This is a genomic window from Terriglobales bacterium (assembly GCA_035624455.1).
GTDB lineage: Bacteria > Acidobacteriota > Terriglobia > Terriglobales > Acidobacteriaceae > DASPRM01.
This window is the reverse complement of the sequence record DASPRM010000068.1, coordinates 50,608-75,347: the sequence shown is the minus strand read 5'-3', so window position 1 is coordinate 75,347 and position 24,740 is coordinate 50,608. Positions and strand designations below refer to the sequence as shown.

Sequence of the window (24,740 nt, the reverse complement as noted above, 5' to 3'; positions counted from 1 at the left end):
GGCTGAATTTTGCGAGGAGTCTGCTGGCGAATCCAGGTGGCGCACGCCGCGCCTATTCTTCGCGAAGCGGACCTTTGAAGAAGCAGCTCGACACCGTGGGCCGTTCCGAGGGACTTGTGGCCTGGCGCTTTCCGGCAGTTTTTGCCCGGGCGGTTGCATCAGGATCGGACAGCAAGATGGCGAGAAACTGGGCAAATTCTTGGGTCATACGAATCCTTTCGTCCTACATACTAGACGGATCATCCGGAAAAGAGTTACTGCTGGCTGTAAAGGGATTGCAAAATAATTGTCACGTGCGCAGTCTTGCGCTTCGAACCAGGACGCGAAGATTGCAGCAAAACAACTTAGAGCGCATCATCTAGTAAGCACTCATGAAATCCTCCGCTAAGGAAAGACTGCTATCGCTGGCCGTGGTGCTGGGCCTGGCAGGAGTGTTGATTACTCTTGGCGTCCTGCAGTATCGCTGGAGCCGCGAGGTCAGCGACGCCACCAGCACGCGGATGGAGGCGAGCCTCCAGACCTCAATGATGGGCGTGCGCCAGGACCTCTATCGCGAGCTCGCGAGCATCTGCCTGGTGTTTCAGAGCGATCCAGAGGCGCCTGCCGATAAGGATCACAAGAAGTATGTCCAGCGCTACCAGGAGTGGGCGAGAACCGCTGCTCATCCTGACCTGGTAAGTAATGTGTTCATCTGGGAAACAGGCGCAGGGAAATCTCCCCGCCTGCTGCGCTTGAACGGGAGCGAAGGGGAGTTCGAGGCGGCGGAGTGGCCCGCCAATTTTCAGGCTGTGCACGACCGGCTGCAAGCCACATCCTTGGACATGATCGTAGCAGCCCTGGCCAGGCTGGGACTGAAGCAGCGTCCGCGCGGGCTCAACGAACCTCCCCCCGCTCTCGAACGCGGGCGCGACAATCAACGCTCGGCTAGTGGTCCGGTATTCCCCTGGCGGATCGATCAGAATATCCCGCTTCTGGTTCACGCCAATATTCAACGGAATTCCTCGGCTGAGCATGCCCAACCGACGGTGGACTGGTTTTTGATTGAACTGGATTCCAATGTTCTGCAGTCACATGTCATGCCCGAGCTGGCGGAAAGATATTTTGGAGGACCTGAGGGTCTGACATATGAAGTAGCTCTGGTCGGTGGCGCGGCGGAGCCGCGCGTGATTTACACCTCCGATCGCGGCTTCGGTACCCAGGATCCACGCAGCACAGAGGCGTTCATCAACGTGTTTGGTCCGCCGCACGGTCCTCCGCAGGATAGCGCCGCCAAGACAACGACAGGCTTGCATGCCGACAGCGGCCTGGGAGGACTCCGGATGCACGACTGGCGCGGCCCTCCGGCGCCGGTGCGAGTGGAACCAATTCGCTACAGCGCGAACGACCGTGATTGGCAATTGCTGGCGAAGCATCGCAAAGGCTCACTGGAAGCGGTCGTCGCGGCCACCCGGCGCAGGAATCTGACTATCAGCTTTGGTGTGTTATTGCTGCTCGCAGCCAGTATGGCCATGGTGATCATTACCAGTTTGCGGGCGCAGAGACTGGCGAAGTTGCAGATGGACTTTGTGGCTGCCGTTTCTCATGAGTTGCGTACCCCCCTCGCTGTGATCAGCTCGGCTGCCGACAATCTGGCCGATGGCGTGGTAGAGAGTAAACCTCAGCTTACGCAGTACGGTTCGGTTATCAAAAAGCAGGCTCGACAGCTGACTGATCTGGTGGAGCAGATCCTCCTATTCGCAGCTGCGCGCGAGGAGCGGCCACGGTTTACCTTGCGACCCCTGCAAGTTTCCGAGATCGTGGATTTGGCAATCAACCATACAGCCGAGCTTATCCATGCCGCACAATTCACCGTCGAAAAAGATATTCCGGCGAATCTTCCTGCGGTGATGGGCGACTTGCCCGCATTGTCCCGATGCCTGCAAAATTTGATTACCAACGCGGTGAAATACGGCGGCGACCAGCGATGGATTGGAATCCGCGCCCGGGCCAGCGAGGATGACGGTAGATCCGCTGAGATTCAGATCACGGTGCAGGACAAGGGCGTGGGTATCGCGACCTCAGATTTGCCGCACATTTTCGAGCCTTTTTACCGCAGCCCATCAGTCGCCGCAGCCCAGATTCATGGCACCGGCCTGGGGCTGCCACTGGCCAAGAGCATCGCTGAGGCCATGGGAGGCCAGCTGAGTGTTCGTAGCTCGCCTGGAGCAGGAAGTTCGTTCACCCTTCATCTCCCGCTTCCTAAAGAAGTGCTGGCCGACGCCAGGACGGAACTCGGAGTCGCACCCCATCCTAAGCTGTCATAATTCCGGAATGCGCGAAAGAATTCTTCTGGTTGAAGACGAAGAAGCTCTCTGCATGACCCTCAGCGATCGGCTGAAGCGAGAGGGATACGTTGTCGATTGCGCCCGTGACGGGGAAGCAGGATACGACCGCGCCACCCGGACACCCTTCGATCTGATCATCCTGGATGTCATGCTGCCGCGCAAGAACGGCTTCGACATTTGCCGTGACATCCGCAAGGCCGGGCTGATCACGCCCATCCTGATGCTGACCGCGCGCAGTCAGACGTTGGACAAAGTGGTAGGTCTGAAAATTGGCGCCGATGACTACGTGACCAAACCCTTCGACATGCTGGAGGTGATGGCCCGAATCGAGGCGCTCCTACGGCGTGCTCCCAGCCGCCCTCTGGCTCATGCCGCAGTGCACCAGGTCGGCTCGATTCGCGTCGATCTGCGAGGAACAGAAGTCACACGCGATGGAAAAGTCGTGGCGCTTTCCGCCCGCGAATTTCAGCTGCTGCGCTACTTCCTCGAACACCGCGGCACTACCCTGTCGCGTGCGGAAATCTTGAAAGAGGTTTGGGGTTACAGCGTCGACACATTTACGCGCACCGTGGATGTCCACGTGGCGAGCCTCCGCCAGAAATTGGAAGATGATCCCAAGCAACCCCAATTGATCTTGACGGTACAGGGCCTGGGATATAAGTTCGCGCCCTCTGAGCCAGGCTACTAGAAGAAATTAGAAGTCAGAGCTTAGAGCTTCAACGTTAGAGGCGCTCTCGTCCTGAGCAAGAGCTGCAGAAGTGTTTGACTTTACCAAGTCTTTACGCCAAAGGTGGCGTCACGCCGTTCTATATAGTAGGCGGCACTTTCAAATGCAACTTGCTCTGCCGCGGTTTTCCTGGTTAATGCCAACGTCCCGGAGATAGTCTTCCAGCCGGGAAGCAAATGTTTCACGTACCGGTAACCCTAAAGGAGTTGAGGCGATGTTTTGGGGATTACTTGTCATGCTCATCGTACTCGGCCTGACACTTTCGGCTTTCCAGGTGTGGCAAGGTTTCCAGGCGCTTAATGGCAAATTCAAGGAGTAGCCAATGAATTCCGCAAGACAATGGCTGAAAGTGACGGCATGGTGTGCGCTTGCATGCGGGGGCGTGCTCCCGGTCCACGCACAGGACAGGCAGACACCGGCTGAGACCCATTCGCAGCTGGCGGAGGCGGCGGTACCGGATATTCCCACGACTCCCGCGGCTGCGCGCTCCGCTGGTCTGCTGCACCAATTCAGCGAGTCCCTGCAGCAGCTGGCAGACAAGATTTCGCCTGCGGTGGTGCAGGTCATGGTGACCGGATATGGTCCTGCCGAGGATCATGATCGAGCCGATACGGCTCTGATCCGGCGCCAGCACACCATCGGTTCGGGAGTGATTGTCGACCCCAATGGCTACATCATCACCAACGCGCACGTGATCGAAGGAGCCGAGCGGATTCGTGTGATCTTTCCGAATGTGCCGTCAGGTACGAGTAACCAGGACACGACGCAAGTCCTGCGCCCCACCACGGCAACCGTGGTCGGCGTTCACCAGCAGACCGACTTGGCTCTTCTGAAAGTGGATGCCAAGGGTCTGGCATCGCTGGACCTGAACAACTATCGCAACGTGCATCAGGGAGAAATCGTGGTGGCGCTGGGCAGCCCGCAGGGCCTGGAAAACACGATGACCCTGGGAATCGTGAGCGCAGCCTCGCGCCAGCCTGATCCCGACAGTCCCATGGCGTACATCCAAACCGATGCCCCTATCAATCGGGGCAACAGTGGAGGGCCACTCATTGACGCCGATGGATATCTGGTCGGAATCAATACCTTCATCCTGACGGAAAGCGGCGGAAGCGAAGGTCTGGGATTCGCGGTTCCGGCCAGCGTTGTCAACTTCGTGTACCGCGAACTTCGCGAGCGCGGACACGTACATCATGGGGAGATTGGCGCGATCGCACAGACCATCACACCCGTGCTGGCTGCGGGGCTGGGACTGCCGCGGGATCAAGGAGTGATTGTCTCCGACGTGTTTCCCGGCTCGTCGGCGGAAGCTTCGGGTTTGAAGATTCGCGACATCATTCTCAAACTCGATGGCGCTCCAGTAGGCGGCCTGCCCACGTTCCAATCTGCGCTCTACATGCACGCGCCGGGCGACAATCTCCGCCTCGAAGTGTTGCGGGGCAGTCAGAAGATCGATCTGAACATTCCAGTCAAGCAAGTGCACGACGATGCAGACCGTTTGGCAGATGTGGCCGATCCGGGAAAGAATCTGATTTCCAAGCTGGGCATTATCGGCTCAAATTTGGATCCTGCGGTCGCCAACCTGCTAGACGATCCTCGTGCGAAGACAGGCGTGGTAGTAGCTGCGCGTGTTCGCGATCCCCTGGAAGTGGATACCGGGCTGGTGGCGGGAGACATTATTCATGCCGTGAATCAGACGGGGGTGGCGAGCGTCGCCGAGCTTCGCAGCGCGCTGGAAAAAGTGAAACCGGGGGATCCGCTGGTCCTGCAGATCGAGCACCGGGGCAAGCTAAGTTATGTCGCCTGCGAAATGGAATAAAACCCGAACAAAAGTCATGAAACATTTTCTGTGTGAGATGCGTCTATTAGTTGAGAGCAACACGGATAGGTTTACCGGCTGAGAGTTGATTGCCCCGGTTCGGTTGGACGGGCCCTGAAGAAGAGTAGGTTTCATAAACGAGGGAGCGGGTACGCAATCCTTATTCATACCCCCGTATCCCTCGTGTATTTTTTCCCCTGAAAATTTCGCAGAACAGGCTTGCGGCATTTCCCGCTTACAGGCTACCTTTTTCCCTCTTTTCCCTTCTGGAGGGCGCATTGAAAAGATTTCTGTCATGTTTTCTAGGATTAGTGCTGTTTGCCTGCGTTGCTTCGGCGCAACAGGCGGGCATGGCGCCGGCGATCGCGCCGAACGAGAACCTGATTATTCAGAATATTCCTGCAGTGCCATCCGCGCTCGCCGAGCGCGCGAATCGCTACACCGAGTTCCGCACCGCCACCCTTTTTGGCTGGCACCCACAAAGGCGCGAAATCCTGATTGGCACACGCTTCGCCGACACCGTGCAGCTCCACCGGGTTAATACGCCGGGCGGAGCCCGCACCCAGCTTACGTTTTTTCCGGACCGGATTAGCGACGCCTCCTACCGCCCTCACCTGGGCAATTACTTTGTGTTCCTGAAAGACGTGGGCGGTGGCGAGTGGTTCCAGATCTACCGGGATGACGTTGACTCGGGCAACATCACTCTGCTCACCGATGGCAAATCGCGCAACCTCGGCATCGTCTGGTCGAACAAAGGCGATCGCATCGCCTACTCTTCGACCCGCCGCAATGGAACAGACCTGGACTTTTACGTAATGGACCCCAGTGACAAGTCGACGGACAGGCTCATGGCACAGAACCAGGGAGGAGGCTGGCAAGTCGCCGATTGGTCGCCCGATGAGCGGACCCTGTTGGCAGTCGAAGAAATCTCCATCAACGAAAGCTATCTCTGGCTTGTGGATGTCGCCAGCGGCAACAAAACTCTGATCACACCCAAGGGTGGCGAAAAGGTTGCTTATGCGCCCATTGGTTTCAGCGCAGACGGCAAAGGAATTTATCTGACCAGTGATCGTGACAATGAATTCCCGCGCATCGCATTGATCGATCTGGCCACCAAGCAGCCCAAGTACCTGACACAGTATTCATGGGACATCGAGGGCGCCAGTCTCTCCTGGAATCGCAAGCTGATTGCCTTCGCGGTCAACGAGAACGGATTGAGCACACTGCATGTTCTGGATCTCTCCAGCAACCAGGAGCGGCCGCTGCCCAAAACACCGACCGGGACCATCAGTGCAGTCAGTTGGCACGAAAACAATCGCGAACTAGGCTTTGCCCTGAACTCGGCTCGTTCGCCGCTGGATGTCTATTCCATCGACATCCTTAGCGGCAAGCTCGAGCGCTGGACAAGAAGCGAAACCGGAGGTCTCAATGCAGAGGCTTTCGTAGAACCCAAGCTGGTGAAATGGAAATCCTTCGATGACCGCGAAATTTCCGGCTGGCTCTATACGCCGGCAGCCGACAAATTTCCCGGTAAGCGGCCTGTAATCGTCAACATTCACGGTGGGCCGGAAAGCCAGGCGCGTCCCGGGTATCTAGGCCGAAATAACTATTTCATTAATGAGATGGGGATCGCCATTTTGTTCCCCAACGTCCGCGGATCAAGCGGCTACGGCAAGACTTTTGTCGCCATGGACAACGGCTTCAAACGGGAGGATTCCTACAAGGACATTGAGAGCCTGCTCAACTGGATCAAGCAACAACCCAACCTGGATGGAGACAAGATTCTCGTCACCGGAGGCAGCTATGGCGGACACATGACTCTTGCCACGGCTACCCGCTACAACGACATGATCTGCTGTTCTATCGACGTGGTGGGCATGTCAAATCTGGTGACTTTCCTCGAGCATACGGAGTCTTACCGCCGTGATCTGCGGCGGGTGGAATATGGGGATGAGCGCAATCCCCAAATGCGCACCTATCTCGAGAGCATAGCCCCCATGAATCACGTCAAAAACGTGACCCGGCCCATGTTCGTGGTGGCCGGCGCCAACGACCCACGTGTCCCCAAGAGCGAAGCCGACCAGATGGTCGCAGCGCTCGAGCAGCAGGGCACCCCAGTATGGTATCTGGTGGGTAAAGATGAAGGTCATGGCTTTGCCAAGAAGAAAAACGCCGATTTCCAGTTCTACGCCACGATCCTATTTATTGAGAAATATCTGCTGGGGAAGAACCAGGAGAAGACAGGAGACTAGAGTCTGCTGATCGCGGGCGCCAACCCCAGTGATTTTCCGGATTCGAGGACAAACAATGCTCATTTCCTAGGCTTTGGCGGCGGGTGATATGATGCCGGGCCAGCAGGCGCAAGCTGCAACTTCAGCAGAGACTGGGGCACTACGCCAAATGCCAATTGCCAATGTCGGAACCGCAGCGCCAACCGTAGAGAAGGGGCCCGCCAAGTACAACCTGGCACTAATCGTGGTGACCAGCCTGTTTTTCATGTGGGGCTTTGTCACCGTCCTGAATGACGTGCTCGTCCCCCACCTGAAGTCGATTTTCGATCTCAACTACTTTCAGTCGATGCTGATCCAGTTTTCCTTCTTTTCGGCGTATTTCATCTTTTCCATTCCTTCCAGCCGGATGATCGATTGGATTGGCTACAAGTGGTCGATGGTGGTGGGCATCGTGGTCCTTGGAATCGGCGCATTCTTGTTTATCCCGGCGGCCAGCGTGCCTTCTTATCCGTTGTTTCTGGCGGCGTTCATGGTTCTGGCCGCGGGCATCACTTTGCTGCAGGTGGCGGCGAACCCGTACGTGGCAGTGCTGGGGCCCCCGGAAACAGCCTCGGCGCGCCTGAACCTGTCACAAGCTTTCAACTCCCTGGGCACGACCATCGGGCCAGCGCTGGGCGGGGCTCTCATCCTGAACGCCGCGCCCAAGAGCATGGAAGCGGTGCGCCAGATGTCCGAGAGTGCGCGGCGGGCTTACCAAATCGAAGTGGCTTCATCTGTCAAGATGCCCTACCTGGCGATTGGATTGGCGCTGATGGCATTGGCTGTCGTCATCGGGCTGTTCAAGCTGCCGCCGATGCCGCAAGCCGAGCGCCACGGCGAGAAAAAAGGAGAGAAGCATAGTGTGTGGAAGTACCGCCACCTGGTCCTGGGAGCGGTGGCCATTTTTGTTTACGTAGGCGCGGAGGTCTCCATTGGCAGCTTCCTGATCAACTATCTCAGTCAAAGCTACATCGGGAATATCAGCCAATTAGAAGCAGCGCGGTACGTTTCTTACTACTGGGGCGGAGCGATGATTGGGCGGTTTATCGGCTCAGCCCTCCTTCACGGCGTGAGAACTATTCACATGGCAATCTGCGCGGTGATATCGGGGGCGCTGCTCGGCCTCTCGTACATGGAAAGCGCATTTCAAGGTATTCCCTTTTTCGAGCACGCCTTCCGCTGGCTGGTTCAGGGACGCCCCCTCGTGGCGCTGTGCACAGCTATCTTTGTGGTTCTGCTGCTGGCCTCACTCGTAAAGGGCGGGCGCGTTGCTATGAAGACCGGACACCTTCTGGGGCTGTGCGCCACCTGCACCACCGTATTAGTGATCACTTCCATGAGTACGACAGGTCCGGTAGCGATGTGGAGCATTATTCTCGTCGGATTGTTCAACTCGATCATGTTCCCCAGCATCTTCACGCTGGGAATCGCAGAGTTGGGCCCGCTCACCGGAGACGGCTCCGGTTTACTCATCATGGCGATTGTCGGAGGCGCTCTTATCCCCGTAGCTCAAGGCGCCGTCGCCGATCGTATCGGAATTCACCATGCCTTTTTCCTGCCCGCGATTTGCTATTGCTACATCGTTTATTACGCCTTGAAGGGCTCCAAGCCGACGGAGTTGGCCTGACGCGCGAATCGTCGAAGCGCGTTGCCGTCCTTTCGGGCCCCCTTTACCCCGCCCCGGATGCGAGACAAGTGCTGTTCATCGCGGCTGATTTGCGCGATACAGTGAATGCTGTAGCGCGCTGACGCTCCCGCAGAGCAAGTCTCCTTCACTTGGGTGTGACAGAAGGCCACGAGACAACGGTCAGGGCCGGATTGCATCCAACTCGCCACCAGTTAGCCTCAGATTCTAGGTGGAGGTTCACGGATGAAGAAAATGATGTTCCTCTTGATGTTGCTGCTCTGCGTGAGCTGGGCAGTCGCACAAACCGGTTCCAGCCAATCTCCTTCGACTGCCGGAAGTTCGGGGAGTTCGGGAAGCGAGCAGACGGTTAAGGGCTGCCTGAGCGGGTCGAGCGGGAATTACATGCTTACCGACAGTAGCGGCAATAGCTGGCAGCTTTCCGGCGACACATCCAAACTCGCCGATCATGTGGGGCACGAGATTGAGGTCAAGGGTTCTACCACTTCAGCCTCGAGTACCACTAGCAGTGGAGCTAGCGGAAGCGCGGGCATGTCCGGGCAATCCAGCAGCTCCGCACAAAAGACACTCAATGTGAGCTCCGTGAAGCACATCTCCAAGACGTGCACGAGCGGCGCTTCACGCTAAACCTTACATTTTCGTCAGTTCATTGTCCAAAGCCCGAAGCCCAGCAAACCAGCTGGGCTTCTTTGTTTCCAACAGAGCTAACGAACGCTGAATGAAATTCAGCGATGGCTGAGCCGCAGGCTTTCCCAGCTGCCGTCTATAGTCCAGCCGCCATCGACCACGAGTGAATGCCCGTTGACGAAACTGCTCTGTGCCGGATCAGCCAGGAACACGATAGCTCGCGCAATGTCTTCAGGCATGGCAAAGCGGCCCATAGGGTTGCGCCCGGTGATATCAGCGTCGGTGTAGGTACCCCGAGCCTGGTCAGCACTATCCATTGCGGTCTTCACCCAGCCGGGACAAACCGCATTGCATCGTACTCCTCGCCCTCCCCACTCCGCGGCAAGCGTTCGCGTCAGCCCGATCAGGCCATGCTTCGAAGCGTTGTACGCCGCGCGGTCACTGACACCGGCCAGGCCTGCTATTGATGCCACGTTGATAATGCTGCCTGAGCCGGCCTCCAGCATCATCGTTCCAAACGCTTTGCAAAGGAGAAACGGTGCCACGAGATTCACCTCGAGCACGCGCCGAAAATCGCTAAGGCCGGTTTCTTCCGCCGGCGAAATGAAACTGATGCCCGCATTGTTTACCAGCACATCGATCTTGTTCCAACGTGCTTTCACCTCGTTAGCAAATCGCATTACGACTTCTTCGTCTGCGATGTTGCCGACGAATTCCAAGGCCTCAGCCCCCAGACTGCGGACCGCGGCCAGCGATTCGGCGGGCGGTCGCAGATCGTTGAGAGCGAGCGAATACCCAGCACGCGCGAGTGCTTCCGCCGTACAGCGTCCTATCCCTTGCGCTGCTCCGGTAACCGCTGCTACAGGCAAGCTTCTACCCTGCGCTTCTGCCCCGTTGTTCGACCTTAGCCCAGGTGTCTTTGAGCGCTACGGTGCGGTTGAATACCAGCTTCCCTTCGCGGGAATCGGGATCGACACAGAAGTATCCCAGGCGCTCGAATTGATATCGGACGCCAACCGCAGCCCCGCTAAGTGACGGCTCCATCTTGCAGCTGCGGACGACGTCCAGCGAGTTGGCATTCAGATTGGCGGTGAAATCCTGCCCCTCTTCAGTTTCGCTCGGATTGGGCTTGCTGAAGAGCTTGTCATACAGGCGCACTTCTCCTTCCACCGCGTGTGCGGCCGAGACCCAATGAATCGTAGCCTTCACTTTTCGCCCATCCGCAGCATTGCCGCCACGAGTTGCAGGATCATACGTGCAGTGAACCTCGACGATCTCGCCGGTTCGGTCATCCTTCACGACTCCCGTGCCGGTAATGAAGTAGCCGTAACGCAGGCGAACCTCCTTTCCCGGGGAAAGTCGATAGTAGTGTTTGGGAGGAACCTCGCGAAAATCATCCTGCTCGATGTACAGCACCCGCGAGAACGGCACTTTGCGCGCGCCGGCCGAGGGATCCTCAGGATTGTTTACGGCATCCATTTGCTCGACCTGCCCCTCGGGGTAGTTATCGATGACGACCTTCAGCGGCTTCAGCACCGCCATCACGCGAGGGGCGTGCAGGTTGAGGTCCTCGCGCACGAAGTGCTCCAGCATGGCGAAATCTACCACGCCATTGGTGCGCGAGACGCCCGCAGCGGTAACGAAGTTGCGAATTGCTTCCGGCGGATAACCACGTCGGCGGATACCGGAGAGCGTAGGCATGCGCGGGTCATCCCACCCGTTGACATGGCCTTCCTGGACCAACTGCAGCAGCTTACGCTTGCTCAGTAGCGTATAAGTCAAATTCAGGCGGTCGAACTCGATCTGTTGCGACGGAAAGATCCCCAACTCGCGGATGAACCATTCATACAGCGGACGGTGATCAGCAAATTCCAGCGTGCACATGGAATGGGTGACGCGCTCGATGGAATCTGACTGCCCGTGCGCGTAGTCGTACATCGGATAAATGCACCATTCATTGCCCGTGCGATGATGCTCGGAGTGCAGGATCCGGTAGAGCACGGGATCGCGCAGGTTCAGGTTCGGCGACGCCATATCGATTTTGGCCCGCAGTGTTCGCGAGCCGTCTGGAAACTCGCCGTTGCGCATGCGCTCGAATAGCTCGAGGTTCTCTTCGATCGTACGGTTGCGATACGGCGATTCTTTTCCCCGCTGGGTTAGAGTGCCGCGGTATTCGCGCACTTCGTCGGCCGCTAGGTCGTCCACGTACGCCTTCCCGGCCTTGATCAACTGAACCGCCCACTCGTAGAGTTGATCGAAATAATCGGAGGCGTAATACAGGCCCTCCCACTCGAAGCCGAGCCACCTGACGTCCTCCATAATGGACTCGACGTACTCGGTCTCTTCTTTCTCGGGATTGGTGTCGTCAAAGCGCAGGTTAGTGCGGCCGCCGAATTCGTCGGCTAAGCCGAAGTCGATGCAGATGGCTTTGGCATGACCAATGTGCAGATAGCCATTCGGCTCCGGAGGAAATCGAGTCTGCACGCTCTTGTACTTGCCGGCCTTAAGGTCCTCGATAATTTTGTCGCGCAGAAAGTTAGACGGGCGAGACTCAGCCGGGGCACTGGCTGCAGCGGTCTCAGGATTGATTGTGCTCATGGTTTTGTTAAAAGCTTCTCAATCCAGTTTACCTGAGATGAGGATGGTTGCAGGTTAGACAAGCTTGTCTTGTCCGGGCCTTGGGGCTCCCCGCCGACTTCGACTTTCTTAAGTGCAGCCTGCTTCGATCGAGCGCTATTCCTACGCACTGCCCGGGAAAATATCGTAAGCGTAGTCGTGCGCGGCCAGAGCAGCCCTGTCCATCTTGCCCGCATTGACTCGCTTCACGACTTCCTCGCGTGAGAGATCAAATAAAGCATCCAGAAGCTGCGCACGCAGGCGATCGTTGGCCTGGCCGACCACGAACAATACGCGCGCGCTGTGCTGGATGTAGCGCGGCGAAAGCAATTGCCGCTTCAACAGCTCCATGATTACCGGCGCCTTGCTGCGATCAAACCGACCGGGATCGCTGTGGCGGTCCTGTTCGGCGAAGAACGCGTTCGTCCACTGGTTGTGGAGATCCCATACTCTGTTGAACAGGTCAGGGGTGAAGCGGGTGCCGGCCTTCACCGGGTACGAGTCTACTGCCGGAACCACGCCATCCTCAGTAAGCTCGGGCGCCTTGATGTAGCCGTCTTTGGTAATGACTGCCTGGTGATGGGCAAGGCTCCACAGCCACGAAACATAAATCCGATAGGTGGCCAGGTCGTTCATGAAGCGCAGCTTGAGCTCGTAATCGTCGATGGCGGCGGCAAAGTTGCCGTTCAGGATCTGGTAGCCGTAGTTCGCCGCCATGTAGAACGAGTGCTGAATGTGCTCGATCGTGACCTCGCCTTTGGGCACACCGTATACCCCATCCCAGCGTTCCTGGCTCAAGATTTTCTCCGGCGTGTCCAGCATTTCTTTGGCGATGACTGATGGTGTGATCTTGCCCTGGGCGTTCAGCAGCCCGCGCGCCTGGAACAAGCTGCGCTCGGAGTCAGTCAGGCCGCTGGCGACAGTGGGCAGCGGCTTGCCATTTACCTCCACTATCTCCTGCGGGGCCTCGACAACCGACTGCAGTTTTTCAATCGCAATGCGCAGCGGCGCATTCCCCGCCTCCACGTAAGCCGGTTCCGGACTGGCGACCCAGCTCTGACGATACGCGTCGTACAGCTTGCCTTTCACCCGGCCTGCGAGAATCTCTTCCAGGCTGGGCGGCTGGGGTAGCGGCCCTTCGGGCACAAACATGAGCCCCAGTATGCGCTCGCGCAGCTTGTCGATCGCCATGGCACGAAGCGCCAGAGGGTTGTAGCGCGAACGGCCATAGGGATCACTGGGTTGATAGATCATCACCGCAGCCATGCCGCCAATGGGCGCCGAATTGCGCAGCTCGCCATTCTTCATGCCCGCCATGAGCATCACCAGCGCGTTGTAGCGCTGATAGGCAATCATGTTCGGAGTGGCCATGCCAACTGTCTGCGGATCGGGGAAGATACCCTTAGGATCGTCTTTCCAGATCTCGATCAGGCTGCCCAGATAGTCCCAGCGTCCGACGTTCGTTCCCAGCAATCGGCGGCGCAGCACCCACGCGATGGCGGGAAGGAAGCGGCCGGCATTGCCCTCCTCATACAGCATCTTGATCTTGAAAGTGCCGGCCGACACACCGATCATGTCCTCCACGCGCGCCAGCAGCTTTTCGAATATGAGCGCTTCCTGCGGCGTCTGAATTTTCGGAATGTAAAAATACACGCCGGTGCCGAGCTTCTTGAGCGCGTCGTAGTTGTTCAGGACCCACAGCAGGACCACAGGAATCAGCCCCGGCGCAGGCCTTCCACCTACTATCACATGATCGTAGAGCACGTGGATACTGGGTGGCCGGACGAGCCGCGTAGGCCACTTCGAGGTCGGATTGTTGATTAGATATTTGCGCGTCTTGCCCTTCTTCAGCACTTCGTAGGCGCGGCCGGTCCAGCGGCCCTCGAAAATTTCTTTGGCGTTTTGCATCGCCGCGAAGACTCCCACTGGCTCGTTACTGGAGGTGCCGTCGGGCTGGAAGTGCGGCGGCGAAGCGTCCTCAAAATCCGGCATGTTCATGGGCGCCGAACTGTTCAGGGCATTGAACGCCATGTCCAGCGGATGCCACGGCCCGGTCAGCTCCAGGCCGGGATTGTCGAGCGGGTGAACATCTTTCGGGATGGGCACCTGATCGTTGAGCCGCCAGCGCCATTCGCTTTCGCGGCCGACAAAATTGTCGATCATGCCCTGAACGATCTGACGATAAGACCAGGATTTCCCGCTCACGGGATCTTCAAATTTTTCCTCCCACTGTGGCCACGCATAGCGTTGCTGAACCGCTTCCGAAGACTGCAGCAGCTTCCGCCGCGCGCTGAGTGCGTCGGCAATTGCGGGCCGCAACTCTTCGCTAAGTGTATCGATTGCCTGTTCGAGGTTGATTTCCCGGCCATTCACCTTTTTGCTCCCGAACAGCTCCGGGAACCTATTCACGATGTCCTCGCGGATGCTGGCAGCTTCTTTGATCGGCATGACTTTTACTCTCCGGCTGGAACGCGATGCAGAAATAGAGAACCTGATGGCGGCGGTTGGCGCGCGATCCGGCGGCTCGGTTTCGACACAACGAACACCGCCAATGAGAGACACTTAGCGCACCAAACGGCTAGCTTACGCAAGATATCGCTAAGTCGTTGATAAAGCAACGTTCGCTCCGCTGCAAGATTTCAGCTGCACACATTTTGGGAAGATCGGGGGGCGTACTCGCCGATCAGTTCGTCACGCCGCACTCCAATTCCCTTGCTCTCTCGCTCCGGGCCGGGCTGTTCTTCCCGCAAATCAGCAGTCCAAGCACCTTCGTCCCTTTGTTCCAGATGGATGATTGCGTAAGACTTGCCAAGGGGTGGAGACCGTCCGGTGGGAGAAACGCTGCTCATTATTCAGGGACTGAAGGTCACATATTCTTCAGCCGGCGGACATGCAGTTCGCGCTCTCGACGGTATTGGTCTCGAGATCGGTGATGGCGAGGTTCTGGGAATCCTTGGCGAATCCGGATCCGGCAAAAGCACGCTCGCATGCGCCTTGCTCAGACTGTTGCCTCCGAATGCGCGCTGCGATGGCGGAGAAATTCGATTTCGTGGTCGCAATCTGCTGGAACTTCCCGAAGCGGATTTACGCCGCATACGTGGCCGTGAGCTTTCGCTCGTACCGCAAGATCCCGCACTCTCTTTGAATCCAGTAATGACCGTGGGAAGCCAGATCGCTGAGGTATTGCGATCGCATGCGCCATGTGGAACAGCAGAGCGCTGCCAGCGTGTTAGAGAGCTGCTTGCGCAGGTTGGTTTTGATTCTCCGGAGGAAATTCAGCGCGCCTATCCCCATCAGCTCAGCGGAGGACAACGTCAGCGGGTGGTGATTGCGCAAGCGGTGGCATGCAGGCCAGCACTGATTATTGCCGACGAACCTACCAGCAAGCTGGATCCCGCTGTGCGGGCAGATATAGGGAAGCTTCTGTCCGAAATCCGCCGCCAATATCGCACCGCGATTCTCCTCATCAGTCACGATCCCGCACTGCTGGCGGGATATGCCGACCGCGTGGCCGTGATGTATGCGGGGCGCATCGTGGAATCCGGCGACTGCGCAGAGACTCTTGCACGACCACTGCACCCTTACACTCAGGGCCTGGTGGCAATTGCTAGGTCCATGAGTCTAAACGCGGCGGCGAGGGCTCGCTTTTCAGTCATTGAAGGCGACTCTCCCGATCCGGCCGTTGTTGTCGCTGGCTGCCGTTTTGAGCCGCGCTGCTCCGAGCGGATGGAAATCTGTGCCTGCCAGTTCCCGCCTGAAGTCGCGCCCGAAAATGCGAGATCTGTGAGCTGTTTCAAATATGCAGAGTGATTTCTCAGGCCGCGAGTTCGGCGACAACCCGCTACTGCGTGTGCAGGGGTTAGCGAAACGGTATGTCCGCGGCGGGCTCTTGCCGAGATACGCACCAGTCGAAGCGGTGCGCGGGGTGGATGTTGAACTTCTTCCGGCGCGTACGCTGGCGTTGGTTGGGGCCTCCGGTTCCGGAAAGTCAACCGTGGCTCGCTGTGTGACGCGTCTGGAGCGGCCGGACTCGGGACAAATCTGGTTCGAAGGAACCGACATCGCACGGCTGAGTTCACGTGAATTGCTGCCATTCCGCCCCAGAATTCAGATGATCTTCCAGGATGCGGCAACCGCCATGAACCCGCGGTTCTCGGCGGCTGAGGTCATTGCGGAGCCCTTGTTGATCCAAGGATGTAGCCGGCCGGTACGCCTGGAGATCCTGCAGGCTCTGATGCGGGATGTTGCGCTTCCTTCGGAGTGGCTGAACCACCCGGTGATGGAGTTCAGCGGGGGACAGCGGCAGAGACTCGCCATTGCGCGTGCACTCGCCGTTCGGCCGAAGCTGCTGGTTCTGGATGAGGCCCTTTCCGGGCTCGATTTGTCCACGCAGGCGCAGATTGCCAACTTGCTGCTCCACCTCCAGGCGACTTACTCGCTGACTTTCTTATTGATCTCGCACGATCTCGCGCTGGTCGCGCAGATGGCAGATGCAGTTGCAGTTATGGCCGCGGGCCAGATTGTGGAGCAGGGCCAGACGCGGCAGATCCTGGCTAGCCCCACACACGAGGAAACAAAGAGACTGTTAGCGTGCGCCAAAACGGCGGAGTTGAACCTTACGTCATCAACGGTGGCCTGCGTATGAACTACCTGGCACGCAGATTGGCCCGCGCGATCGTGCTGCTTATCGCGGTTTCGGCGCTGTGTTTTCTATTCACGGAAATGGCTCCCGGCAGCTTTTTTGATGAGATGCGGCTTAATCCTCAGATTTCTCCTGAGACTATAGCCTTGCTGCGCTCCCGCTATGGGCTGGATCAGCCATTGATCGTGCGCTACGGACGTTGGCTGAAGTCCGCAGCGCATGCGGATTTCGGATACTCCGTCGCCTACAACCTCGAGGTGGGGCCGCTGCTTCGGAGCCGCGCCGCCAACACCCTGCTGCTCACCAGCAGCGCCATGCTTCTGGCTTGGATGATCTCGGTTCCCGTGGGCGTTTGGGCGGCCGCGCGCCGCGGCCACATGCTGGACAGCGCCAGCACCGTAATCAGTTCGCTGCTGATTGCCATTCCAGAAGTTGTGCTTGCCGTTGCTCTGCTGGCGATCGTCGTGCGCTGGCGACTGTTCCCCATTGGCGGAATGAAGTCCGTCGAGTTCGAGGGACTTCCCTTCTGGAGCCGCGCCTTGGACCTCGCCCGACATATGCTGCTGCCCATGATCGTTCTCGCGTTGCTGGATAGTGCGATTATTGTGCGGCACATCCGCGCCAGCGTCCTGGAGGTCCTTGCGGCGCCGTTTGTGCAAGCAACTCGCGGATTCGGAATCGCCCCAGCCCGTATGCTTTTCCGCCACCTTCTGCCGGCTGCCGCAAATCCAGCAATCTCGCTCTTCGGATTCTCCCTGGCAGGCTTGGTCAGCGGCTCGCTGATAGTTGAAGTGATCTGCGGTTGGCCAGGTTTGGGTCCACTGATTCTGGAAGCCACGCTCTCCCACGACTTTTATCTAGTGATTGGCGGAATCATGATTTCGACGCTCTTCATAACGGGCGGAAACCTGATTGCCGATGTGCTGCTGGTCGCCCTTGATCCACGGATCAGGAGTGGAGCCCCTGATGCGCTTTAAGACCAGGCTCCTGATCGCCCTGCTCGCGGCGATCCATCTGCCGCTGCTGTTCGCGGGCTTCGTAGCGCCTGATGATCCGGCTGCTCAGGATCGGGAGCTTCCCTACGCGCCTCCCACACGACTGCATTTTCGCGATTCCTCCGGTTTGCACTGGCGGCCCTTTGTCTATGCCTACAAAACGGGCCCCGATGGATATGAGGAGGACACCAGCCGCTCTTTCCCGGTTCACATCTTCGCAAAGGCCTCCAGTTACAAATTGCTTGGCCTCTTCGCCAGTGATTGGCACCTGTTTGGGGTGGAGGAGCCAGGAAGGATCGCGCTTCTCGGCACTGATGGTTTTGGGCGTGACGAATTTTCTCGCGTCCTCTACGGGGGACAAATCTCGGTGGCGGCCGGCCTCACCGCTACCCTCATCGCGCTGCTGGCAGGGACCATTCTCGGTATGCTGGCCGGATACTACGGCCGCTGGGCGGACGAGTCGCTGATGGGCGCAACGGAACTGTTTCTTTCTTTGCCGTGGCTCTATTTTCTACTGGGCGTGCGGGCATTTTTGCCCCTGCACCTGAGCCCCGGCCGAACCTTCTTCCTCCTCACGTGTGTGATCGGACTGATCGGCTGGGCGCGTCCCGCCCGTCTGGTGCGAGGCATTGTTACCAGTGCACGATCACGAAACTATGTTCTAGCCGCTCGCGGCTTCGGCGGATCGGATTTCTATATCTTGCGGCGACACATCTTTCCTGCCGTCACTGGGGTCCTGCTGACCCAGGCTATTCTGCTCGCGCCGCGATACATTGCGGCAGAAGTCACGTTGTCATTCTTCGGACTGGGAGTCAATGAACCGGTGGCCAGTTGGGGCAACATGCTCAGCACGCTGCAGCAATACAGCGTTCTTGTTTCCTACGCATGGCTGCTGGCGCCTGCAGCGGCGCTCGTCATTACTTCCGTAATCTACAGCCTGCTCGCGGATGACCTGCATTCCCGGCTAGAATTTCAACCAACCTAGAAATCTGAGTTCTGTGGGGATAGGGGTGTCATGAAGCAAGTCACAAGCCTGATGTTGATGGTGTGTCTGCTCGCTTGCCTGTGTCATGCAGCGGCGCCGGTTCCCCAAAAACTCAATGCGCTTGAAGAACTCGAGCGAGCGCAGGGTCTTTCCGGTCACTATGGCGGACATCTCACCGTTGGTGAGCGCGCCGAGCCCAAAACACTGAATCCTGTGCTCGCCACCGATGCGGTTTCGCGGGAAGTTATTGGGCGAATGATGACGGACCTCATCGAGATTAACCGCGCCTCCCAGCAGACCCAACCCGCGCTGGCCAAGTCCTGGAAGATTTCCCCTGATGGCCGGACCTTCACCCTGTCTCTACGTAAAGGAATTCGCTTTTCGGATGGGCACCCCTTCGATGCTGACGATGTCGTGTTCTCATTCGCCGTTTACATGGATGAGAGAGTTGATTCGCCGCAGCGCGATCTCCTGATCATCGATGGCAAGCCCATCACGGTTACCAGACTCGACCAGTACACCGTGCGCTTCACCTTGCCGCGTCCTTATGCCGCGGCTGAGCGGCTCTTTGATGGGCTGGCAATGTTGCCCAGGCATCTGCTGGAACGGCCGTATCGCGAGGGGAAGTTCATCCAGGCATGGTCTTTGAATGTCTCGCCGAGCGATATCGCTGGGCTGGGACCGTTTCGGCTGAAGCAATATGTGCCCGGGCAGCGGTTGGTTCTGGAACGAAATCCTTATTACTGGAAAATCGATCAGGAAAACCATCGTCTGCCCTACCTTGACGAACTGGTATTTCTCTTCGTGGGCACGGAAGACGCCCAGGTCATGCGCTTTGAGGCGGGCGAAACCGATGTAATCAGCCGGCTGAGTTCGGACAACTACAACCTGCTGGGACGCGAGCGCTCCCGCACCGGGTTCCGGCTTGCCGATCTCGGGCCCAGCCTGGAATACAACTTCCTGGTTTTCAATCAGAACGATTTAAGCGCGAAAAAACTGGATCTCATTGCGCGCAAGCAGATGTGGTTTCGCGATCTGAAATTCCGTCAGGCGGTATCAGTAGCCATCGACCGCGAGGCCATTGTTCGCCTGGTCTACGGAACCCGCGGAGCACCGCTGTGGGGAAATGTGGGGCCGGGCAACAAGCTATGGGTCAACAACACCATTCCGCACCCCCAGCATTCGCTTGATCGCGCGCGCGAGCTGCTAAAGGCCGCAGGCTTTTCTTGGAATCAGGCAGGACAGCTGCAGGATGCCTCTGGGCAGAGGGTGGAGTTTTCGATCGTCACCAGCTCCTCTAACAGTCAGCGCATGAAGATGGCGACCATCCTGCAAGACGATTTGTCACACCTTGGCATGCAGGTACACGTGGTGCCCCTGGAGTTCCGCTCCCTCATTGATCGCGTCTTTCAGAGTTTCGATTATGAAGCCGCGATTATGGGATTAGGTGGAGGCGACGCCGACCCCAATCCGGAGATGAATGTGTGGATGTCTAACGGCACATCGCATCTATGGCATCTCGGCGAGACCCAACCCGCTACTGCCTGGGAGCGGGAAACCGATCAGCTCATGCAGCAGCAACTGGTCACCCTCGACTACAACCGGCGCAAGCAGCTTTATGACCGGGTTCAACAATTGATCGCAGAAAACCTCCCCTTCATTTTCCTGGCGACTCCCAACATTCTGGCCGCAGCGGATTCTCGCGTGGGCAACTTTCATCCCGCGGTGCTCGATCCGTACACCTTGTGGAACGTAGAGCAACTCTACGTCGGCGCGCCCCAGGGAAATGCGGGGGCGCCGTGACCACTGCTGCATCCACAATACAGGCCCAGCGAACGCCCGGCGCAGCCGATGAGCGGCTCATCAGGCAATGCCTGAACGGCGACCCGCAGGCCTGGGCAGCGCTGATTGATAAGTACAAGAATCTTATTTACTCGATTCCTATCAAGCTGGGAATGTATCAGGAAGCCGCCGACGTCTTTCAGGCGGTTTGTGTGGACCTGCTTTCGGAGCTGCCGCAGCTTCGCGACCACCGTGCTTTGCCGAAGTGGCTGATACAAACCTGCTATCACAAGTGTCTGCACCACCAGCGCGCCGAAGGCCGGCAAGTGCAGCTCGAGCCGTCGGCGACAGAAGCACAGGAAAGCCCTGAGATGCTTCCCGAGGAGCTGCTGGTTCAACTGCAAAAGGAGCAGACCTTGCGGGACACCATCTCCGAGATGCCGGCGCGCTGCCGCCAGCTGATTCACATGCTCTTCTTCGAAATTCCCGCCCGGCCCTATGAAGAGATCGCTCAGGAACTCGGGCTGGCGACTGGTTCCATCGGCTTTATTCGCGGGCGCTGTCTGGCGCGCCTGAGAAAGCATTTAGAGAAGAAGGGATTTTAATGAGCGTCCAGGCGGCCCCGAAGACCGAAATGGACGCGACCATTGACCAGCTCCTCAGGTTGGAGGATTCCGCAAGCCAACAAAGGTTAGTTGTCCAGCAGCCGGCGATCGACTGGGCGCAAGTCGTACGGCTTCTTACTGAGCGTGTCTGGCAGGAAGTGCGAGTCGATACCCACCGCGCGGAGCGTCTGGCAGATACCGCAATCAATATTGCCGAGGCATGCGGTGACACCATTTCGCTCGCCAAGGGTCTCCGCGCTAAAGCCAATGCCATGTATGCCCTCGATCGGCACGCGACCGCGATCGCTTTGCATGAGCGGGCGATCCTGCTCTTTGAGCGAGCCCAGGCCGACACCGAGCTTGCTCGCACGCTGAGCGGCTCTATCCAGCCCCTGCTGCTGCTTGGCCGTCACGATCAGGCCCTGGCGCACGCGGAACGGGCACGCGAAATCTTCCGCCGGCAAGGAAACACGCACCGCCTGGCGCGGCTGGAAATCAATGTTGGAAACATCTATCACCGCCAGGATCGATTCTCGGAAGCGCTCGCCTTCTACGGGCAAGCCTATGATGAGTTGCTGCAGCACGACGATGCGGAAGGCCTCGCCGCCGTGCTCAGCAACATCTCCCTCTGCCACATCAGCCTGAACGATTTTCCCAGAGCTTTGGAGTTTCACCGGATTGCGCGCCAGCACTGTGAGCAGAAGGGCATGCCAATCCTGGTGGCCTACGCCGACTACAACATCGCCTACCTCTACTTTCTGCGCGGCGAGTATGGACGGGCGATCCATATGCTTGGGGACACCTCAAGAAGCGCAAAGAAAGCTGATGACTCCTATCAGTCTGCGCTCTGCAATCTGGACCTGTCGGAAATTTACCTGGAATTGAACCTCAATACCGAGGCCGCTGAACTGGGCAGGGATGCATACGAAGGCTTTCAACAACTGGGATTTGGCTATGAGGCCGCCAAGGCACTTGCCTTCACCGCGATAGCCGTAAGCCGAACTGGCCAGGCCTTTGAGGCAGTGAAGCTGTTCGCACAATCCCGGCAGATGTTTGTCCGCGATCAAAACCAGGTTTGGCCTTCCCTCATCGATCTCTACGAAGCCTTAGTGTTGTTTAACGAGGGGCGACTGTTCGAGGCACGCCGTCTCTGCCTTAGCGCGCACGAGTTCTTTCGAACGTCGTTGATGCGCGGAAAGGCGGTACTTGCTCAACTACTGATGGCTCGAATCTCGCTGCGCATGAACGATTCTCTTGCGGCCCAGCAACATTGCCAGGCGGCGCTGTCCGGGTTGGAGAAATTCGACTCGCCGATTCTGAAGTATCAGGCCGAGTTCCTGATGGGTGAGGTTGAGCGCGCCCTCGGAGAAGAGCAGAAGGCCTATCAATCCTATGTCCGCGCCCGCCAGTCCGTAGAACGATTGCGCAGCAACCTTCGCGGCGAGGAACTGAAAATCGCTTTCTTCCAGAACAAGCTGGAAGTGTACGAAAACCTGGTGGACCTGTGCCTGCGGCGTCCCGGCGGCTTTGAGGAGGCATTTGCTTACATCGAGCTGGCAAAATCGCGGACCTTGATGGACCTGCTCAGCCAATCACTGCATGTGAGCAGCGCATCCGACGCGGGCCAAAGCGAATTGGTGCGATCGATTCGAAATCTGCGCGAGGAACTGAACTGGTACTACAACCTGATCGAGCGCGAACAGCTGCGGCCGGAAGAGCGTTCACCCGAAAGGATCAGACAGTTAGAGCAGCAGGCGAGTGCGCGCGAGTCCGATCTGGCTCGCGCCCTCAAGGAAGCCACGATTGCGGAAGCCTGCGAAGCGGGTCTGCAGGTCGCCTCTGCGATGCCGCTGGAGCAGATTCGCGCCGCCCTCGCACCCGATACAGCGCTGGTTGAGTACTTTCGCATCCAGGACAGGATCATCGCCTGCGTGTTGAGTCGCGACCAGCTTCGCATCACGCCAGTCACGGTGCATTCGCGGATTCAAAAGCTATCGCAGTTATTGCAGTTTCAGTTATCAAAATTCCGCCTCGATCCCCAGTACGTGGCTACCTTCGGCGAATCCCTGTTGCACGCCACACAGGCGCATCTTCAAGGCCTCTACCAGGAACTGGTTGCACCTATTCGCCATCTCCTCGATGCGCGACATCTGGTTTTCGTACCACACGGGCTCCTGCACTACATTCCATTTCATGCCCTGCACGATGGCGACTCCTACTTGGTAGACCGCTACACCACTTCCTATGCCCCCAGCGCCAGCATTCATGCCCTATGTCAGAACAGGCAAGCTACTGCAGCCAGCGATTCGCTGATCCTGGGAATTCCCGATGCACAGGCTCCCTCGATTCAAACTGAGGTCGAGGCTCTCAGCCGGATTCTGTCAAATTCGCGGCTCTTTGTCGGAAAGGCCGCCACCGAAGAGGTCTTGCGGGCCCATGGACGCAACAGCCGCGTCATACATATCGCCACTCATGGCTATTTTCGCCAGGACAATCCAATGTTTTCGGCCATTCGTCTGGCAGGCTCGCACCTGAGTTTATATGACATTTATCACCTGCAACTGCCCGCCGAACTGATCGTGCTGAGTGGCTGCGCCACCGGACTGAACGTGGTCACCGAGGGCGATGAGCTTCTCGGGTTGGTACGAGGTCTCCTTCAGGCTGGAGCGCATACCCTCAGCCTTAGCCTGTGGGACGTTCATGACGAAAGCACCAAAGATTTCATGATCGGCTTTTACACCCGGCTCGGGCAGGGTTTTTCCCTTCCCGCAGCTATGCAGGGAACCATGCTGGAGTTACGGGAGCGCTACCCCCATCCCTATCACTGGGCGCCTTTCTTATTGATAGGAAAGGGGTAATGAGCCCAAGTATTTTTTTCTTAATAGCTATATTTCTTGAGCGCTTGCCCTCCCTTATTCAATGAAAGAAACGCCCCATTGGTTGGGCGACATCCCCAAAAAACACGAGGACTTGAATGCCGCATTTTTCCGAAGAAGCTTGGGCCGATTTTGTCCGCGGTGTCGGAGTCGTCGACCGTACGCACGAACTCCAAGCCCATCTCACGGCAGGCTGTCCAGAATGCAAAGCTGATTTTGATCTTTGGAGAGGAATGGAACGTTTCGCCACCGGTGAAAGCGAATACACACCTCCCGAGAATCTTGTGCGGCTGGTGAAGTTAGGCTTCGCCGGCACCGAAGCGAATGAGTCAGAGTCTGCTATCGCCAGCCTTGTCTACGACAGCCTGCTGCAGCCGCTCGCGGCGGGCGTGCGCACTGGCTCAGTCAGCACCCGCCAACTCGTATTCGAGGTTGAAGGCCTCACCGTGGATTTGCGCTTTGAGCGGCAGCCGCAGTCAAGCCGCATTTATGCATCTGGTCAAGTGCTCGACAAGCAGGCGCCGCTCTGCTGGCCGGGAAACGCCACCGTAGTTTTGTGGATGGGCAAAGAGAAAGTAACCGCGGCTGAAGCCAATAAATACGGCGAGTTTCAGTTCGAATTTGAAGCAACACGTGACTTGCGAGTCTCGATCGCAACTATAGACCGCAAGACGCTGTGGATCCCATTGGGGAGCCTGGACTAAATGTTTACCAATTACGTAAGAGACCAGAACCGGGTTACGGCTGTAAGTAGCGCGCTGCCAAGCCAGATCTTAGACTCGCGCTCATCCCCCGCCGCCAAGCGCCCGATGAGAGGGGATTGAGCT

The 24,740-nt window shown here is 57.8% G+C and carries 18 protein-coding genes; 14 read left to right on the top strand and 4 right to left on the bottom strand.

Translation table 11 applies throughout. The features are described 5' to 3' along the window. Nucleotides 1-52 precede the first annotated feature (52 nt). Nucleotides 53-208, bottom strand: coding sequence for a hypothetical protein (locus VEG30_07390; GenBank protein ID HXZ79736.1), 156 nt, complete (start codon nt 206-208; stop codon nt 53-55). Between the two features lie 163 nt (nt 209-371). On the opposite strand from VEG30_07390, the gene VEG30_07385 reads away from it, so the two are divergent. The 6 genes from VEG30_07385 (at nt 372) to VEG30_07360 (ending at nt 9,412) form a co-directional block, all read left to right on the top strand. Further along, nucleotides 372-2,303: a HAMP domain-containing sensor histidine kinase gene (locus VEG30_07385; GenBank protein ID HXZ79735.1), complete on the top strand. Its 1,932-nt coding sequence runs from the start codon at nt 372-374 to the stop codon at nt 2,301-2,303. A gap of 7 nt (nt 2,304-2,310) precedes the next feature. Beyond that, nucleotides 2,311-3,012, top strand: coding sequence for a response regulator transcription factor (locus tag VEG30_07380; GenBank protein ID HXZ79734.1), 702 nt, complete (start codon nt 2,311-2,313; stop codon nt 3,010-3,012). A 361-nt stretch (nt 3,013-3,373) separates the two neighbouring features. Next, the gene (locus VEG30_07375; protein HXZ79733.1) at nt 3,374-4,870 is read left to right on the top strand and encodes a trypsin-like peptidase domain-containing protein; all 1,497 of its coding nucleotides are present in this window, start codon (nt 3,374-3,376) and stop codon (nt 4,868-4,870) included. 278 nt (nt 4,871-5,148) lie between these two features. After that, nucleotides 5,149-7,122, top strand: coding sequence for a S9 family peptidase (locus VEG30_07370; GenBank protein ID HXZ79732.1), 1,974 nt, complete (start codon nt 5,149-5,151; stop codon nt 7,120-7,122). A gap of 148 nt (nt 7,123-7,270) precedes the next feature. Next, nucleotides 7,271-8,767 (top strand): sugar MFS transporter, encoded by a 1,497-nt coding sequence (locus VEG30_07365; protein HXZ79731.1) that lies wholly within the window; start codon nt 7,271-7,273, stop codon nt 8,765-8,767. A 243-nt stretch (nt 8,768-9,010) separates the two neighbouring features. Further along, nucleotides 9,011-9,412: a hypothetical protein gene (locus tag VEG30_07360; GenBank protein HXZ79730.1), complete on the top strand. Its 402-nt coding sequence runs from the start codon at nt 9,011-9,013 to the stop codon at nt 9,410-9,412. 98 nt (nt 9,413-9,510) lie between these two features. On the opposite strand, the gene VEG30_07355 is transcribed toward VEG30_07360, so the two are convergent. The 3 genes from VEG30_07355 to VEG30_07345 all read right to left on the bottom strand — a co-directional run bounded on the left by VEG30_07355 (nt 9,511) and on the right by VEG30_07345 (nt 14,476). Then, on the bottom strand, nt 9,511-10,281 hold the full coding sequence (locus VEG30_07355) for an SDR family oxidoreductase (GenBank protein ID HXZ79729.1): 771 nt from the start codon (nt 10,279-10,281) through the stop codon (nt 9,511-9,513). Nucleotides 10,282-10,285: 4 nt separating this feature from the next. Then, the gene (locus tag VEG30_07350) at nt 10,286-12,010 is read right to left on the bottom strand and encodes a glutamine--tRNA ligase/YqeY domain fusion protein (GenBank protein ID HXZ79728.1); all 1,725 of its coding nucleotides are present in this window, start codon (nt 12,008-12,010) and stop codon (nt 10,286-10,288) included. 141 nt (nt 12,011-12,151) lie between these two features. Beyond that, complete coding sequence (locus tag VEG30_07345) at nt 12,152-14,476, bottom strand: malate synthase (protein HXZ79727.1); 2,325 nt, start codon at nt 14,474-14,476, stop codon at nt 12,152-12,154. 381 nt (nt 14,477-14,857) lie between these two features. On the opposite strand from VEG30_07345, the gene VEG30_07340 reads away from it, so the two are divergent. The 8 genes from VEG30_07340 (at nt 14,858) to VEG30_07305 (ending at nt 24,617) form a co-directional block, all read left to right on the top strand. Beyond that, complete coding sequence (locus VEG30_07340; GenBank protein HXZ79726.1) at nt 14,858-15,838, top strand: ABC transporter ATP-binding protein; 981 nt, start codon at nt 14,858-14,860, stop codon at nt 15,836-15,838. Then, complete coding sequence (locus VEG30_07335) at nt 15,828-16,673, top strand: dipeptide/oligopeptide/nickel ABC transporter ATP-binding protein (protein HXZ79725.1); 846 nt, start codon at nt 15,828-15,830, stop codon at nt 16,671-16,673. Before VEG30_07340 ends, VEG30_07335 begins: the two co-directional genes overlap by 11 nt. Next, nucleotides 16,619-17,647 carry an ABC transporter permease gene (locus tag VEG30_07330; protein ID HXZ79724.1) on the top strand — a complete coding sequence of 343 codons (1,029 nt, stop codon included), beginning with the start codon at nt 16,619-16,621 and terminating at the stop codon, nt 17,645-17,647. The genes VEG30_07335 and VEG30_07330 overlap by 55 nt, the downstream gene beginning before the upstream one ends. Then, the gene (locus tag VEG30_07325) at nt 17,637-18,650 is read left to right on the top strand and encodes an ABC transporter permease (protein ID HXZ79723.1); all 1,014 of its coding nucleotides are present in this window, start codon (nt 17,637-17,639) and stop codon (nt 18,648-18,650) included. The genes VEG30_07330 and VEG30_07325 overlap by 11 nt, the downstream gene beginning before the upstream one ends. 30 nt (nt 18,651-18,680) lie before the next feature. Next, nucleotides 18,681-20,453, top strand: a complete 1,773-nt coding sequence (locus VEG30_07320; protein ID HXZ79722.1) for an ABC transporter substrate-binding protein — start codon at nt 18,681-18,683, stop codon at nt 20,451-20,453. After that, entirely contained in the window at nt 20,450-21,037 is a 588-nt protein-coding gene (locus VEG30_07315; protein HXZ79721.1) for a sigma-70 family RNA polymerase sigma factor, read from the top strand. Before VEG30_07320 ends, VEG30_07315 begins: the two co-directional genes overlap by 4 nt. Continuing rightward, nucleotides 21,037-23,895 carry a CHAT domain-containing tetratricopeptide repeat protein gene (locus tag VEG30_07310; protein ID HXZ79720.1) on the top strand — a complete coding sequence of 953 codons (2,859 nt, stop codon included), beginning with the start codon at nt 21,037-21,039 and terminating at the stop codon, nt 23,893-23,895. The genes VEG30_07315 and VEG30_07310 overlap by 1 nt, the downstream gene beginning before the upstream one ends. A 251-nt stretch (nt 23,896-24,146) precedes the next feature. Further along, nucleotides 24,147-24,617, top strand: a complete 471-nt coding sequence (locus VEG30_07305; protein ID HXZ79719.1) for a hypothetical protein — start codon at nt 24,147-24,149, stop codon at nt 24,615-24,617. Nucleotides 24,618-24,740: the final 123 nt, after the last annotated feature.

Bases quoted from the DNA above. Each gene is read 5' to 3' on its own strand.
- VEG30_07390 (HXZ79736.1), bottom strand. From the start codon at position 208: ATGACCCAAGAATTTGCCCAGTTTCTCGCCATCTTGCTGTCCGATCCT.
- VEG30_07385 (HXZ79735.1), top strand. From the start codon at position 372: ATGAAATCCTCCGCTAAGGAAAGACTGCTATCGCTGGCCGTGGTGCTG.
- VEG30_07380 (HXZ79734.1), top strand. From the start codon at position 2,311: ATGCGCGAAAGAATTCTTCTGGTTGAAGACGAAGAAGCTCTCTGCATG.
- VEG30_07375 (HXZ79733.1), top strand. From the start codon at position 3,374: ATGAATTCCGCAAGACAATGGCTGAAAGTGACGGCATGGTGTGCGCTT.
- VEG30_07365 (HXZ79731.1), top strand. From the start codon at position 7,271: ATGCCAATTGCCAATGTCGGAACCGCAGCGCCAACCGTAGAGAAGGGG.
- VEG30_07360 (HXZ79730.1), top strand. From the start codon at position 9,011: ATGAAGAAAATGATGTTCCTCTTGATGTTGCTGCTCTGCGTGAGCTGG.
- VEG30_07350 (HXZ79728.1), bottom strand. From the start codon at position 12,010: ATGAGCACAATCAATCCTGAGACCGCTGCAGCCAGTGCCCCGGCTGAG.
- VEG30_07345 (HXZ79727.1), bottom strand. From the start codon at position 14,476: ATGCCGATCAAAGAAGCTGCCAGCATCCGCGAGGACATCGTGAATAGG.
- VEG30_07335 (HXZ79725.1), top strand. From the start codon at position 15,828: ATGCAGAGTGATTTCTCAGGCCGCGAGTTCGGCGACAACCCGCTACTG.
- VEG30_07325 (HXZ79723.1), top strand. From the start codon at position 17,637: ATGCGCTTTAAGACCAGGCTCCTGATCGCCCTGCTCGCGGCGATCCAT.
- VEG30_07320 (HXZ79722.1), top strand. From the start codon at position 18,681: ATGAAGCAAGTCACAAGCCTGATGTTGATGGTGTGTCTGCTCGCTTGC.
- VEG30_07310 (HXZ79720.1), top strand. From the start codon at position 21,037: ATGAGCGTCCAGGCGGCCCCGAAGACCGAAATGGACGCGACCATTGAC.
- VEG30_07305 (HXZ79719.1), top strand. From the start codon at position 24,147: ATGGAACGTTTCGCCACCGGTGAAAGCGAATACACACCTCCCGAGAAT.